Annotated in this window: 8 protein-coding genes; 4 read left to right on the top strand and 4 right to left on the bottom strand. The window is 57.6% G+C overall.

Annotation, left to right across the window (positions count from 1 at the left end; translation table 11 throughout):
* Positions 1–22 precede the first annotated feature (22 nt).
* The 4 genes from AC07Y2_RS05890 to gliR all read left to right on the top strand — a co-directional run bounded on the left by AC07Y2_RS05890 (position 23) and on the right by gliR (position 12,482).
* The gene (locus AC07Y2_RS05890) at positions 23–3,871 is read left to right on the top strand and encodes a Tc toxin subunit A-related protein (protein ID WP_103385613.1); all 3,849 of its coding nucleotides are present in this window, start codon (positions 23–25) and stop codon (positions 3,869–3,871) included.
* Positions 3,868–8,397, top strand: a complete 4,530-nt coding sequence (locus AC07Y2_RS05885) for a SpvB/TcaC N-terminal domain-containing protein (protein ID WP_103385612.1) — start codon at positions 3,868–3,870, stop codon at positions 8,395–8,397. The genes AC07Y2_RS05890 and AC07Y2_RS05885 overlap by 4 nt, the downstream gene beginning before the upstream one ends.
* Positions 8,394–11,216, top strand: coding sequence for an RHS repeat domain-containing protein (locus tag AC07Y2_RS05880; protein WP_103385611.1), 2,823 nt, complete (start codon positions 8,394–8,396; stop codon positions 11,214–11,216). Before AC07Y2_RS05885 ends, AC07Y2_RS05880 begins: the two co-directional genes overlap by 4 nt.
* A 237-nt stretch (positions 11,217–11,453) precedes the next feature.
* Complete coding sequence (gene gliR, locus AC07Y2_RS05875; RefSeq protein WP_039769050.1) at positions 11,454–12,482, top strand: AraC family transcriptional regulator GliR; 1,029 nt, start codon at positions 11,454–11,456, stop codon at positions 12,480–12,482.
* Here gliR and AC07Y2_RS05870 read toward each other — a convergent pair.
* From AC07Y2_RS05870 to AC07Y2_RS05855, 4 genes are all read right to left on the bottom strand, one after another.
* Positions 12,479–12,847 (bottom strand): glyoxalase superfamily protein, encoded by a 369-nt coding sequence (locus tag AC07Y2_RS05870; protein WP_103385610.1) that lies wholly within the window; start codon positions 12,845–12,847, stop codon positions 12,479–12,481. The genes gliR and AC07Y2_RS05870 overlap by 4 nt on opposite strands.
* 117 nt (positions 12,848–12,964) lie before the next feature.
* Positions 12,965–14,422 (bottom strand): N-acyl-D-amino-acid deacylase family protein, encoded by a 1,458-nt coding sequence (locus AC07Y2_RS05865; protein WP_103385609.1) that lies wholly within the window; start codon positions 14,420–14,422, stop codon positions 12,965–12,967.
* A 1-nt stretch (position 14,423) separates the two neighbouring features.
* A complete protein-coding gene (locus AC07Y2_RS05860; RefSeq protein WP_039769047.1) occupies positions 14,424–15,284 on the bottom strand; it encodes a MurR/RpiR family transcriptional regulator in 861 nt (286 codons plus the stop codon).
* Between the two features lie 15 nt (positions 15,285–15,299).
* A partial coding sequence (locus tag AC07Y2_RS05855; RefSeq protein WP_103385608.1) for a GntT/GntP/DsdX family permease occupies positions 15,300–16,485 on the bottom strand: 1,186 nt, incomplete at its 5' end.

Genomic DNA, 16,485 nt, shown 5'->3' with positions numbered 1-16,485 from the left:
CCCACATGCTCAAGGAATGAACATGTCTACTGCGATTGAAAAACAACTTAACGAAAGCTTGCGTGACGCGCAGCTCGGGTTCTACCTGTCGGCAATTGCCCCGAAAGACAAAACACTGGTGCGCCTCGGTATCGACAAGAATATCCAGACTGCCAATGACCTTTATCACTACTGGCTGCTGGATGTGCTGGTCAGCCAGGATGTACCGACCACTCCGGTGGCCTGTGCCATTGCCAGCCTTCAGCAATACATCAGCAGTATCCTGGCCGACATGGAGCCCGGGTACCACACCGCGCATTTTCCGGCGGACCACATCGAAATCTGGCACACCGTGATGCATCACTATCCTGCCTGGGCAACGCATCAGCGTTTGCACTACTTCCCCGCACTCTATCTTGATCCGACACTGCGCAAGACCAGGACCGCAAACTTTGAGCAACTGGAAAACGACCTCAACCAGAACCAGCTCACGGCCGAGTCCGTTGATACGGCAGTGCTGGCCTACCTGAGCAGGCTTGAAGAGGTGGCCAACCTGCAAATGATCAACGGTTATATCGACGGAGTCGATTTAGCCCACAGTACCTATTACTTCATTGCCAGGTCCCGGACTGCCAACACGTGGTACTGGCGTTCTCTGGACATGAAATGCCGCCCCTCACTATCTGGCCCACTGGCACAAAAATACGATGCACCGGAGCCGCAAGCGTGGTCCGATTGGAAACGCGTCGACCTGCCGGTTTCCGAAAGCACTATCGAACGTACCATTCGCCCGGTTGTGTTCAACAATCGTTTGTTTGTGATCTGGGCTGAGTGCATCCAGCAAGACGAGGCGGCTAAAAAAGATCAATCGAAGAAAGCAGCCGCCAATCCCCTGTTCCGTTTAAACATGTGCCACAAAAAATACGACGGCAACTGGAGCACGCCACGTACCTGCCTGCAAAGCTACTTTCCCCACGACGTCACCTCGCTGAAAGACAGAACGCATACCGTTGCAATGGTTGATAAATCGGGGCCTACAGAACGACTGTTGATTGGCCTGTATGTTGAAAAGCCAACTGGCGAGCCAACATCGGTTATCACTTTCGTTTTCGGGATGTCGGTTCACATAGACAAGGACTCTGTAAGCAAGTCATCGATCCTACTCGAGGAACTTACTGTCAGTGAAGATAGTTATACACATCTGCAGCAGCTGGATGTTCGATCGCAGCCTCTCAAACGAAAACTCCTGTTCCCTTTATTGGCGCCTCACGCCACAGAAAGCAAGCAGACGCCACCCTGCCTTACCTCCCGTCAGGACACTGCACTGGGTACGATAGAACTCATCGACTTCTCAGGCTCATCAATCAAACAGAGCGACAGTTCACCAGAACAGCTTCGCAGCGACATCCGACTGAACATCACCTTCGCCAGACACCTGATCGAACGCGCAGAAAACGGTATGGACACACTGCTCGCCTGGAGCACCCAGTGTCTTGAAGAACCTGGCTTGAAGACCGGGGAGCAGGGGGAGAAGCTGGATTTCTATGGTGCCTACGGGCGCTACTTTGTCGAGCTGTTCCTGTACCTTCCCTGGCTGGTGGCCCACCGTTATAACCAAGAGGGTCAATACGGGAACGCCAAATCCTGGTTGCACTACCTGTTCAATCCCGGTCGGAAAAAGGTCGAAGGCGCCAACCCCGATTACTGGAACGCGGTGCCATTGATCACCGCCACCCCCACCCCGAGCCAGCCCAGCTTTGCCATTCAGAATCCACTGGATCCGCATCAGATTGCCATGAGCCATCCCGTGCACTTTCGCAAAGCCTTGTACATGCTCTATATCGATATTCTGTTCAACTGCGGCGACACGGCCTACCGCCAGTTAACGCCCGAGAGCCTGACGGATGCCAAGTTCTGGTACATACGCGCACTGGATTTACTGGGTCCACGGCTGGATATCAGGCAAACCGATTTGTGGGAGACGGTCTCATTGAAGGAGCTCAGTGAGAACAAGAATCAAGAGTTGCGTGATTTTGAGCAAAGTCTGATCGATGAGAGCAAACACATACCCAGTGACGCCAACCCCAGACAGCCCCCCCAAGTCTGCATACGCCCCTATGCTCCCCCACTCTCTGTACATACGATCGACACACCGCATTTGCGATTGCCCTTTAACCCCGTATTGATTTCACGGTGGGAGAAACTCGAAAGCCGTCTACACAACCTGAGACACAATCTCGATATCGTCGGCCGCCCGTTGAGGCTCCCGCTCTTTGCGCCCTCATCATTCTCTTCCGATATTCTTGCTTCCAGTTCCCCGCGTGCAGCGGAACCCGAAATGGCCCAATACCTGGGTTCAGAGATACCGCCTTACCGTTTCACTATCTGGCATGCCCATGCCATGGGCGCGGTAGACACGGTCATTCAACTCGGCAATTCCCTGATGTCGTTCATCGAACGCAGCGAGCAGTCCAGCTATCAGGAACTGCAACAGCACCACGTCTGGGATATTGCCAATATGGCAGTCGACCTTCAGACCCAGGCGCTGCAAGTCGACCAGAAAACCAGACAAGCGCTGCTCGCCAGTAAAGCCATTGTCGAGAACCGGCTGGACTACTACAGCCAACTGGTCCATGAAGTCGTCAATACTGACGAGGTGGCGGCCAGCGCGTCACACTTGAAGGGACGTATCGCTGAAAAAGTCGTCTATGCGGCACAGGCCGTTGGCGAGGGCCTGAAAGTCATGCCAAATATTTTTGGTCTGGCAGATGGCGGTTTTCGCCTTGAAGGCGTGCCCATGTCCATGGCAACGACCGCTCAAGGGGTGGCAGTCGCCGCCCATGGCATTGGCGACGCCCTCGATCGTGTCGCGCAGTATCGTCGCCGCCATCAGGACTGGAAGCTCGCCCGTGACCAGGCACGGCTCGAAATCGCGCAGATCGAGGCACAGCTGGAGCAGGAAACTGAAAAGGAAACCGCCTCGCGCCTGCTGTTGCAACAGACCCAGACCTCCCTGGCACATGCCCGTAGCTCCTACGAATTTCTCAGCAAACGCTTTACCAATTCGCAGCTTTACCAATGGTTCACCAATCAAATGGCCAGTTTCTACAGCCAGGTGTATGACTCGGCCCTTTCCATGTGCCGGCTCACCGAATTGAGCTGGCGCTACGAAACGATGGTCGACAACTCCACGCAGCCGTTCTTCCAGCATCAGACCTGGAACAGCACCTATCAGGGGCTGGGCCCTGGCGAGCGAATGAAGATGAGTTTGCTGAAGATGAAAAACGCCTACCTGCTGGGCAACGAGCGCGAGCTGGAAATCAGTAAAACCGTGTCGTTGCGTCAGCTCAAGGCGAAAGACAACAACAAGAACGACAATAAGATATCGATCAATAAGAACTGGGAGGACTCACCGCTCCAGGCAGGCGGCACGGAGAAGGTTGACGGGATCAAGTCCGACCTTGTGAAAACCGGCTCGTGCGCGTTCGAACTGACCCAGTCCCTTTTTGAAAATGACTACCCGGGGCACTGTCTGCGCCGAATCAAAAGCATCAGTATCTCTCTGCCCGCCATCCTCGGCCCATACGAAGACATCCGCGCCACGCTGACCCAGACCGACAGCGAAGTCGTCATGCCCGGTGATGGCAAGAGCGTCATGAAAAGTCTGCGCAGCAATCAGCAAATAGCCCTCTCCACCGGCGTCAACGATCACGGTCTGTTCACGCTGAACTTCCAGGACGAGCGCTACCTGCCGTTTGAATACACCGGCGCAGTATCAAAGTGGATACTGTCGTTTCCCAATCATGACGCGCAGAAGGCAATGCTCGAATCGCTCACCGATATCATCGTTCATGTACGGTACACCGCCAGGGTAAATGGAGGTGTGCAATGAGTGAACAATCCCTGGCGACCTACCTTCCAGCTCTGCCCAAGGGCGGTGGTGCGATCAAAAGTATCGGAAACGCAATAGGCTCTGTCGGAGTCACCGGTTCGGCCTCCTGCGAAATTCCACTCCCCGTGTCACCCGGGCGCGGGTATGCCCCGCCCCTTGCACTGCAATACAGCAGTGATCAAGGCAACGGGATTTTCGGTCTCGGCTGGAGGTTGTCCCTGCCCGCCGTTGCAAGACGAACCAGACTTGGTGTCCCAAAGTACGCCGACGATGATTTGTACATTGGCCCCGATGGAGAGGTCTGGATGCCTGAGCGCAATAGAACGACGGGGACCATCCAATCCAGCCAAAAGATGTGCAGCGACGGTAAACAGCAACTGAAGCATACTGTCGTGCGTTACCGACCTCGGGTCGAAACCCGCTTCGATCTGCTCGAACACTGGTCCAGCACAACGGACAAAGCCGGCTTCTGGCTGATGCACAGCGCCGATGGCAGCAAGCATCTTTTCGGAAAAACCCTCTCGGCACGTCGCGCAGACCCCGACACGCCGTTACGCGTCGGAGAGTGGTTGCTCGAAGAAAGCATGAACGCTCACGGGGAACATATTCTCTACGAGTACAAATCCGACACGTCCCCACCCGCGAGGGCTTCTGCCGACTATCGTGCCCAGCGCTACCTGAGCCACGTGCGCTATGGCAACTTCAACGCCGATTCACAGTTGTACCACTGCAGGACTGATGGACTCACGGCTGTGAAATGGCATTTCGAAATGGTCTTCGACTACGGCGAACGAGAGGTATCGCTCAGGGTTCAACCAGCCTATCGGGCGGAGCACCCGTGGCCGATACGCAGCGATCCATTCTCCGACTTCGCCTACGGCTTTGAATTGGGCACTCAGCATTTGTGCCGACAGGTTCTGATGTTTCATTACTTCCCCGAAGAACCATCGATGGGGAGTAAACAGGTACTGGTTCAGCGTCTCTTGCTCCAGTATCAGACCACCTCTTTGACCTACAACCTGCTGACCGCAGCATTGACCCAGGGCTTCGGCGAAAGTACCAGCCAATACCATCCACCCATTGAACTCACCTATACCGACTTTACCCTGGAGCCCGACCCTCGGCGTTACAAACCGTTCGAGGCCCTTTCCCGGCTCAACCACCAACAGCAATTTCAGTTTGTCGATCTGTTCGGAGAGGGACTGCCAGGCATCCTGAACCGAACAGACAAGAACTGGCGCTATAGCCAGCCCCTGCGGGATGAAAAGGGAGGGGACAGGGTCACGTACTCGCAATGGCGCGAGCTTCCACTTATTCCTTTGGCGGACAGCCGCGCACCCACTCGCCAGTTTCTCCACGGTATCGACGACAGCGGGCTCCCCGCCTGGCTGGTCGCGCAAGCTGGACTGAACGGTTTTTTCACCCTGGACCCAAAAGGCGAATGGTCGAATTTCACCCCTCTTGGCGCGGTGCCGACAGAGTTCTTTCACCCTCAAGGGCGACTGGCCAACCTGGCGGGCTCCGGGCTTCCAGACCTGGCCATGATTGGACCGCGCAGTGTGCGCCTGTATGCCAGACAACCTAACGGAGACTTCGCCCCCGCAACCGAGGTACCTCGGCCGATCGATGAAGACGATTTCCCTAAGCCTGGAAACTCGCCCGGCGAATTGGTGGCTTTCAGTGATGTACTGGGAAGTGGTCAACAACACTTGATCCGTATCCGCCACAATGAAGTGAAGTGCTGGCCCAACCTCGGCCATGGACACTTCGGCAAAGGCCGGGTGATCGCAACGCTGGATTTCTCCCATGAGACATTCGATGCCTCAAACATCTTGCTGGCCGATCTGGACGGATCGGGGGCTGTCGATCTTGTTTATCTGCAATCCACCTGCGCGCGTATTTTCATGAACCGGTGCGGGAATGGACTGAGTGATGCAATCGATTTGCCATGGCCCGACGGCCTGCACTATGACCGTTTCTGCCAGGTCAGTGCTTCGGATCTGCAAGGGACCGGCTGCTCCAGCCTGGTTTTCTGCCAGCCCGGTGAATTACGTCGCTATTGGCGCTACGACTTCGTTGACATCAAGCCGTACCTGCTCACGGCGACCAACAACAATATGGGAGCGAGCGGCAGTATCCACTACCGTAGTTCTGCGCAAGAGTGGCTGGACGAAAAGAGACAGTTGCTCAAAAACCAAAAAGACCCTGTTTCACGTTTGCCATTTCCAGTGTTTCTGGTCAAGAAACAGGTCCAGTGCGATGAAATCACCGGCAACAAGCTGACTCAGAGTTTCAAGTATCGACGCGGTTTCTACGATAGCGCCGAACGAAAGTTCCGTGGGTTCGGCCTTTTACTGACAACCGATAGCCCCAGCAACCGGAACAGCATCCGAACGGGTCCCGAAAGCTCTCCAACGTTGACCAAAAGCTGGTTCCATACCGGAAATACGATAGACCCGGTCAACGTCGATTACGACCGCAGCGATACGGCAGCCATCGCCCTCGGAACGACAATTCAGAACTACGGTGAGAGCTGGAGCCCACGCACACCCATCCATGCCCCGCACAGGACTTTTGTCGAAGCTCGGCGGCGCGAGCTTGCTCGGGCACTCAGTGGTCACATCTTGCGGGTGGAAACATTTGGCCTGGACAACGACACGAAAGCAAAACTTCCGTACTCGGTACTACAACATCGATACCTGGTACGTGAACTCAAAGGGATGGGTGAAAACAGCCCTTACTCGATCATGCATCCCTTGCTCGTGGAGTCCATTCACTATCATTACGAGCGCACTCACGATGACCCTCGCTGCGACCACACAGTCAATCTGCAATGGGACCCATACGGTTATCTCACCCATAGCCTGAAGATCAGTTATGCACGCCGCAAAACAGCCACTGATAAGCCTCCGTTCACGGACACCTGGCAAGCCAAGTGGTGGAAAGATGCCCATGATGAGGATCAGCAGTATTACTACGTGAACGAAACACGATCTGAATTCATCCATGTACGCACGCAACAAGCCAGACACCTGGGCCTGCGTTACCTGCAACGCAGCAATGCTCTGAAGTTGCCGAAAGCTCCGTTGGACGCCGGCCTGGAGCTGCGCTCCATCAGCTATGAAAATCTGCTCAAACTTTGCGATTCAGCAGCCTGGAAGGCCAGGCGGGCCATGACAGGCCTGTCTTTACAGCGTTACCGCAAACCGGATGCAAGTGGCACCTTTAAAGATGGCCAGGCCAGCAACGAAGCCCTGGCTGATCATCTGGAAACTGCCGAACTCAATGATCTGGCACTCAGTGCCTACAACAAACTCAACCATCAGCCGGGCAATACGCCCATTGAAATGACAACGAAGCTGCAGAACGGCGGTTACCGGAAAATGCCCCTCGCATTACCCCCCGACAGCGAGGGGGACAAGCAAGGCAGACTTTGGTCGGTCAGGCGCAACTTCACCACTTACGCAAAACCGGATGGCTTTTTCAGGATTCAGAGTTTCCGTGAAAGCCAGCAGCACGATCCGACCACAATCACCCACGACTCTTATTGCTGCCTGATCAGCGCCGTCAAGCTGCCGGACAACTGCACCACCACGGTCTCTGGTATTGACTACCGGACACTCCAGCCCAAACAGATCACCGACCCCAACGGCAATGTCCAGGAAGCACTGTACGATGCCTTCGGACAAGTGCAGGCCACCACTTATCATAAAAGCAATGCTGACGGGGTAACCGGCTTCAAACCGATTGCCAGCTATATCCGGCGTTACGATGGTCGACCCGACATTGCCATCGAGCAACCGGCAAGAGGAATACAGGATGTCGCCAGCGCCTGCTTCTACGATACGCTCAGCTGGATGGGTCGTATTGCAGCCACGACCCCGGCCGAAATGGAATGGCGCAACCAGGCCGTCGAGCTTGGCGATCTGTTGCCTGGCGGCCATGTCCGCGCCAGTGCCCGGATTCGTCTGAGCAGCCTCGGTACCAAGACATCCTACGAGCAAGAACTCCAGAAGCGGATTGAAAACACTCAACGCGAGCCGGTTCACTGCGCGACGATCCAAGCGGACCGGTATTCCACCGACGTCGATAGTCAGTTCCGAATCACGATCGCTTGCTGGGACGGTTTCGGTCGACCATTGCAACGAAAACAGAAGGTCGACCCGGGGACAGCGTGGGTCGTCGACACGGATGGCGCGTTAAGGCAAGTCGGGAACAAACCGCAATCGCACGAAGCCAGCCATCGCTGGCGCGTCAGCGAAAGGACTGAATACGACAGCAAAGGCTTGGTGATTCGCGCCTACCGCCCCTACTTCAGTGATCGTCATCGGTACATCAACGATGAGTCCCTGCGTCAATCAGGACTGTGCGATCAGCATTTCCACGACCCGCTGGGCCGCTCTGTCCGCGTCATCAATGCCAAAGGTGACGAGCGTCGGTACACCTATCACCCCTGGTACTCCATCACAGAAGACGAAAATGACACCCAGCCTGAGCAAGCCTCTCAGACAGGAGTCAAGCAATGAGCGCGAACACTCACCGCAACACTCCGACCCTGAGCGTCATCGACGGCCGTGGCCTGCAGGTCCGTGAGGTCACGTACCTGCTCAATGACTCCCTCAAAGAACCACAACCCCGTATCACTCGCTCCCGACATGACATCCAGGGTCAGGACATTGCGCACTATTCGCACCAGATGGAAACAGCTGACCTGCGGCAAGTCAGCAGCCTGTCGGGTGTGGCGTTACTGACCGAAAGCAATGATGCCGGCTGGCGCCTGGAATTCTTCGCCGGGGCGGGAAAAGCACTGGAGAAATGGGACTCTCGCGGTACTCACTGGCAGACCCGTTATGACAGTCAGTTACGCCCAGTCGCGGTTTACGAAAAGCCCAAGAATGAACCGCGCAGGGCAATCGAGCGTTTTACTTATGCAGACAGCTCCGCCGGCTACGCCAACACAAATCGGTGCGGTCAATTGATTCGCCATGACGATTCAGCGGGAAAACGCCTTTTTTCCGGGTACGACCTGAAGGGAAAGTTGCTCAGCGAAACCCGACATTTGTTGAAAAACCAACAAACGCCTGACTGGCCGGAGGATCTCGACGAGCGCGACAAACAACTCGAAACAGGTGCCGGCTACACCACCACCTGGTGGTACGCGCCAACCGGAGAAACCCTCAGACAGAAAGATGCCAGAGGGAATACGCAACACTTCTGGTTCGATGTAGCCGGGCAGCTCAAGAAAGTTGCTTTGCAGCTCCATGGCAGAACCGAACAGCGGCTGATTCTCGACCGGACCCGATACAACGCTCAGGGTCAGATCGAGTCGCAGGTCCTGGGTGAAAAGATCAACCACACTGCCGAATACGCCTCTGAAAACGGGCGAATGAAAAAAATGAAAATTTCGCTCACAGACGGAGGTGTACTTCAGGAAATGCATTATGCCTATGACGCCGTCGGCAACGTCTTGAACGTCGAGGACCATTCAAAGCCTGTGCAGCACAACAACAATCAACAGATCAGACCGATCAATACCTATGTCTACGACAGCCTTTATCAGTTGGTTCAAGCTTCTGGTCGTGAGGAACAGGGATCCTGCATTCAAAGATCGCTGCCAGAGTGGTCCTCGCGCTCCGGTGATAGGAGCAGGTTGCTCAACTTCGTTCAGAAATATACCTATGATGCACGCGGAAATCTGATTCGATTGCAACACCAACGGGAGGGAAACAACTACACCCGTGAAATGCGCACCGCCCTTGCAAGCAATCGCGCGCTGGCCTGGAAGACCGGCGATCCCTCACCCGACTTTGCAGAGGGTTTCGACGCCAACGGCAATCTGCAGTTGCTGCAAGCCGGGAATCCCCTGGAGTGGGATGCACGTAACCAGCTACAACGCGTGACTCTGGTCGAACGCGCACAGCAAGAGGGGGATACGGAAAGTTACGTCTACGATGGCAATGGTCAACGTATACGCAAGCAACGCGCCACCCAGTCTCGTGCACTCACCCACATCGACGCCGTCATCTATCTACCAGGCCTGGAAATCCGTGAGAAAAACGGTAAACGACTGGACGTCATCACCGTGCAGGCAGGAGGTTGCAACGTGCGTTGCCTGCACTGGCGCGATGAAACCACGCCCGCAAAGATCACGAATGACGCCTTGCGCTACACCTTCAATGATCACCTGGGCGCCAACACGATGGAATTGAACGCTGAGGGGAATCTGCTCAGCGAAGAAGGCTATTACCCCTTTGGTGGCACAGCGTGGAGAGCGGCCCCTAACCACGTGGAAGCAAATTACAGAACCATCCGCTACTCGGGCAAAGAGTGCGATGCCAGTGGGCTGTACTATTACGGATCGAGGTATTACGCGCCCTGGCTGCAACGCTGGATCAGTGCGGATCCGGCGGGATTTGTCGACGGGTTGAATCTGTACCGCTTCGTTTCCAACAACCCTCAAAGATACAAGGATCATGCGGGACTCACAAAGTATGAGATCGGCGCCTACAGCTCCCAGCCCGGCGTCCCGGCCCCGGCGTCGACTCGTGCGGCCGTACAGCATGACTCTTCCAGCACTTTTCTGGACGCAAACGATCTGGAGCACTACAGGCTGGCTTATGACACGATCTGGACCACTCGCTCACTGCTTCACACAGGCGCCGGCAACCAGATCGGCAGCATTGTAAACAGCACTGGCTGGGCACCGGCACTTGTCGGTCGTCTTCGCTTCAATATTGGATCGCCCGCAACCACACCATCCCGGGCACAACACGCGGTTGCTGCAGGCACTGGCTACTGCGACGAATACGCGGCCGTCAGTTCAAGCCTGCTTTCATCGTCCGCCCGCAATTCTGCAATACACCCTGTGAACATCGCCGTGATCCCCGGTCATACATTCACGGTGCTGGGCGATCCGAATCAGGATCCACTGGTCATAGATCCATGGGTGACTTATCCATTGCCACATCTGCTCTCGGAAAGCCGATACCCCGCAACGCCCTTCTACTACAACGTAACCCCGCGCATGCCTCAGGATCCCACTTATGAAATCCGCACAGCCGATGTCAATGCGCTTTTACCTGTGTATATGCAAACGGTACTACCGAATACACCATTGATTATCGACATGCTGAATGATGCCCTTACGACTGGCGCCCCAAGCACGTGGGTGTGGAGTCAAATGACGTCCAACCAACAGTCTGCCGATGTCAACTTCGTGGAAAATGGGCAGTTCTTCAACTTCGCCCATGTCCCACAAGGTCACTATCTTCAGATTGCCAATGAAACCCAATTTACCGAGGATTTCAGAAATCTGTTCCCGACTGGCTATTTCAGGCGGTTCTGAAAGAAGGGCAGCTTTTTGGCTGCCCTTCTTTTTGGCTGGGTGTCCCGTCCTGAATAAGGTTTACACCTATTTCAGGACTAGACAGACTTAAGGCTTGTCTCGCTCAAATTCTCCAAGGGCTGATCACCTCCCCCCCCAACGTCGCGCAAGCGTCAGCCATTTACTTTATTCGCGGATTCAAATTACCTTTCAGAGCGCTCATCCGCCCACGGCGGCCTCGATCAAGAGGATTCGGTCATGCAATCGCTCGGCTTCACCTCCGTTCCGCCGCTGCTCAAGTACCTGCGCCATGCCGAACATCTGGGCCTGGCCATCGAGCCTGCGTTGGCGGCGGCCGGGTTGCAGGCGCAGCAGTTGAGCGACAACAGCCTGCGCTTGCCGGGTGAAACCCATGAGCGGTTGCTCGATTACTTTTGCGAACACTCGGGCGATCCGCTGTTCGGCCTCAACGCGGCGAATTTCGTCCTGCCCAACTCGTGGAGCGTGCTGGGTTACATCACCATGAATTGCGCGACATTGGGCGATGCCATGAGCCGCATCATGCCGTTCGAAAAACTGGTGGGCGACATGGGTGTCAGCCGCGCCGAGGTACACGACAGCCACGTACACCTGATCTGGAGCTGTCGCTTTGAGCGCCCGCGGATTCGCCGGCATCTGGTGGAAAACGTGCTTGGCTCCTGGCTGCAATACGCACGCTGGATCGCCGATACCCGACTGTCGCCCGCCGCAGTGTGGCTGGAACACTCACTCCCGGCGGGCACGACGCTGGCGCAGTACGAACAGTTTTTTGAATGCCCGGTACTGTTCGATCAGGCGTATTCAGCGCTGATCGTGCCGTTGCCGTATTTGCAGTTGCCGTTGCGCCAGGCCGATGCACATTTGCTGCGCACCCTGGAAGAGCACGCGCAGAGTTTGATGGCGACCCTGGAGGATGCGTCGCTGGAGCAGCGGGTCAAAAGCATCCTGCGCCAGTTGCTCAAGGAAGGCCTGCCGCGCAAGGAACAAGTGGCCGAACATCTCACCGTGTCGGTACGCACGCTGCAACGTCAGTTGCATCAGGCCGGCACCTCGTATCAGCAGATTCTCGATGAACTGCGCCAGGAACTGGCCGAGCATTACCTGCTCAACAGCACCCTGCCGATTCAGGACATCGCCCAGTATCTGGGCTTCAGCGAATCACGCTCCTTTCACCGCGCCTTCAAGAGCCGACGCGGGATGCCGCCCGGTGAGTTTCGGCAGATTCACCGGGTGTCGAACGACGGCTAGATGCTGATCGCGTTGGTGAACACCAGACGATTGCCGAACGGATCGGCGATGGTCATGTCCTGGCTGCCCCAGGGCATGGCCTGAATCTGTGGATGCGAAAACTTGTATTCCTTGGCCAGCAACTGCTGCTGAAACGCCTCCAGTTCATCGGTCTCGATCCGCAGGGCCGAACCCGGTGTTGCATCGCCGTGGTGTTCGGACAAATGCAGCACGCACTCGCCGCGCGAGACTTGCAGGTACAACGGGAAACCGGGTTCGAAACGGTGCTGCCAGTCGATCTTGAAGCCGAGGAAGTCGACGTAGAACCCCACGGCTTTGGCTTCATCGAAAATCCGCAGGATCGGGGTGGTTTTGCCGAAGCTCATGGGTTGCTCCCTGACTGATTGGCCCCAGAGTGTAGTCGGGGTGGATGTCAGCAATTCGGCTTGGTGATGGCTTTCTTTAATTGCAATGTGCCATCACCGTGACGCAGTCAGCAAAATTCAACGAAAGCCGTCGCGCAGATCGCCCTGGCGCGCCAGGAACCGCCCTGCTGTTTGCCCGTTGGCCCGGCCGTCGCGATAACTCAACACACCATTGATCCACACCCCGTCGATGCCTTGCGCGGCACGTTGCGGGTCGTTGAAATCCGCCACGTCACGCACGGTCGCCGGGTCGAACAACACCAGATCTGCCCAGTGTCCTTCACGAATCTCGCCCCTTTCCTTCAGGCCGAATCGCGCGGCCGACAGACCGGTCATCTTGTGCACGGCGGTGTGCAGCGGAAACAAGCCGACATCACGACTGAAATGTCCGAGCACCCTTGGGAAAGCACCCCACAAACGCGGGTGCGGGCACGGGTCTTCCGGCAGACCATCGGTGCCGACCATCGACAGCGGATGAGCGAGGATCCGGCGCACGTCGTTCTCGTCCATGCCGTAATACACCGCGCCCGCCGGTTGCAGGCGTTTGGCGGCGTCGAGCAACGACAGGTTCCATTCGGCAGCGATGTCCATCAGGTCGCGACCGCCCATATCCGGATGCGGCGTCGACCAAGTGATGGTGATGCGGTGGGCGTCGGTGACCTGCTTCAGGTCCAGGGTCGAAGAACTCGCCGCATACGGATAGCAATCGCAGCCGACCGGGTGAGTTTTCGCCGCCTCCTCCAGCGAGGCGAGCAACTGCGGACTGCGGCCCCAGTTACCGGCGCCGGCACATTTGAGGTGGGAAATGATCACCGGTGACTGAGCGTGGCGGCCGATGCGGAAGGCCTCGTCCATCGCCTCCAGCACCGGTTCGAATTCACTGCGCAGGTGGGTGGTGTACACCGCGCCGAACGCATTCAATTCTTCGGTCAATTGCATGACTTCATCGGTGGATGCCGAGAACGCACTCGCATACGCCAGCCCTGTGGATAACCCAAGGGCGCCCGCCTCCAGACTTTCACGCAACTGCTCGCGCATGGCGCTGATTTCATCGTCGGTCGCGGTGCGAAACAGATCATCCAGATGATTGCTGCGCAGCGCCGTATGCCCGACCAGCGCCGCCACGTTCAACGTGGGATTGGCCGCTTCCACCGCTGCGCGGTAGTCGCTGAAACGTGGATAGACGAACGCTGCCGCCGAGCCGAGCAGGTTCATCGGATCCGGCGGATCGCCGCGCAAGCTGACCGGCGCCGCACTGATCCCGCAGTTGCCGACAATCACCGTGGTCACGCCCTGGCTGAGCTTGGGCAGCATCTGCGGCTGACGGATCACCACGGTATCGTCGTGGGTGTGCACGTCGATGAAACCCGGCGCCAGCACACGGCCGGCGGCGTCGATTTCATCGGTGGCGCGGGCATCGCCCAAGTCGCCGATCTGCGCGATGCGGCCGTCGAGGATCGCCACGTCGGCCGCGTAACCGGGGTTGTTGCTGCCGTCGATGACCAGGGCGTTGCGAATCAGGGTGTCGTACAGCATGTCAGTCTCCCAGCGGCAGGTGATCATCGCCGCCACGGTATTCGTCGAGGGCGAGTTTGATCCGCCGCAGACGTTCTTGATTGTCTTCAGGATTGGCCAGCGCAAGCTCGGTGGCCAGCACGTCGATGGCGAGCAGCATGCCGTAGCGTGCCGCCGTCGGTTTGTATATGAACGAGGTCTCGGCGCCTTGCAGCGGCAGGACGATGTCGGCCAGTTCCGCCAGCGGCGAGTCGGCGCGGGTGATGGCGAGAATCCGTGCGCCGTAGTTGCGCGCCAGCGCCACGGTCTCCAGCAATTCCGGGGTGATGCCGGTCAGCGAACAGACGATCACCACCTGCTCGGCGCTGAGGCTGGCGGCGGTGACGCGCATCATCACCGCGTCGTGGCACACCGCAATCGGGTAGCCGAGGCGCACCAGTCGCACTTGCAACTCATCGCTGCACAGGGTCGAGCAACCGCCGATGCCGAAGGCGTGGATCATCCGCGCCTGGCCCAGCAGTTTCACCGCATCGGCGAAGCGCGATTCATCGAACGCCGCCAGATGCTGACGCAGGGTGGTTTCGATATCGCCGACGATCTGCCCGTAAAACGCCGACTGCTCGGGCGTGCCCGCCGGGTCGAGGAAACGGCTGCCGACGCCGCTGGCCTGGGCCAGTTGCAGGCGCAGATCGCGCAGGTCGCGGCAACCGACGGTGCGGGCGAAGCGCGACAGCGTGGCGGTACTGACTTCGGCCCGCTGCGCCAGGTCTTCGAGGCTGGCGGAGGCGGCAAATCCTACGTCGTCGAGCATCAGACGGGCGATGCGTCCTTCACCGGCGCTGAAGGAATCCTGACGGGCGCGGATCTGATAAAGGATGTCCATGGCGGATAACTCCGACTACAGCAGGTAAGAAAGACCGACGGTCAGGGCGAAAGCGACAATCGAGATCAGGGTTTCCAGCACCGTCCAGGTCTTGAACGTCTGGGCCACGGTCATGTTGAAGTATTCCTTGATCAACCAGAAGCCGCCGTCGTTGACGTGGGAAAAGATAACCGAGCCCGCGCCGGTCGCCAGCACCAGCAGTTCCGGGTGGGGATAACCCAGACCGATGGCCACTGGCGCCACCACACCGGACGCCGTGGTCATGGCGACGGTGGCCGAACCGGTGGCGATGCGCATCAACGCGGCGAACAGCCAGCCCATGATCAGCGGCGACAGGTGAAATTCGTGAGCGAGGCCGACGATCTGATCGGTGACGCCGGCGTCCACCAGAATCCGGTTCAGACCGCCACCAGCGCCCACCAGCAAGGTGATGCTGGCGGTCGGTGCCAGGCATTCGTTGGTGAATTTGAGGATTGATTCGCGGTTGAAACCCTGGGCAATGCCGAGCGTCCAGAAGCTCAACAGCGTCGCCAGCAACAGCGCGATCACCGAGTTGCCGATGAACAACAGGAACTGATTGAAGCCGCTGCCCGGCGTGGAAATCAGGTTGGCCCAACCGCCGATCAGCATCAGCACCACCGGCAACAGAATGGTCGCCATGGTGATACCAAAACCCGGCAGGCTGTCGCGGGGTTCGCGTTCGAGAAATTGTTTTTCCAGCGGGTTATCCGCCGGCAACTGAATGCGCGGCACGATGAATCTGGCGTACAGGGGGCCGGCAATGATCGCCGTCGGAATGCCGATGGCAATCGCGTACAGCAAGGTCTGCCCGACCGACGCCTGATACGCCTGCACCGCAAGCATCGCCGCCGGGTGCGGCGGCACCAGCGCATGCACCACCGACAGCCCGGCGACCATCGGCAAACCGACCATCAGAATCGACACGCCGACCCGCCGCGCCACCGTAAATGCAATCGGCACCAGCAACACGAAACCGACTTCGAAAAACAGCGGCAGCCCCACCAGAAACGCAATGCACACCATCGCCCAGTGCGCGTTCTTCTCGCCAAAGCGCTCGATCAGCGTGCGCGCCATCTGCTCGGCCCCGCCGGACTCGGCCATCATCTTGCCGAGCATCGTCCCCAGCGCCACCACCAGCGCAATGTGCCCCAGCGTCTTGCCCACCCCGGCCTCGTACGCC

The organism is Pseudomonas sp. GW456-12-1-14-TSB6, assembly GCF_059424205.1.
Note: the sequence above shows the minus strand (reverse complement) of the source record. Positions and strands in the feature narration are given on the sequence as shown.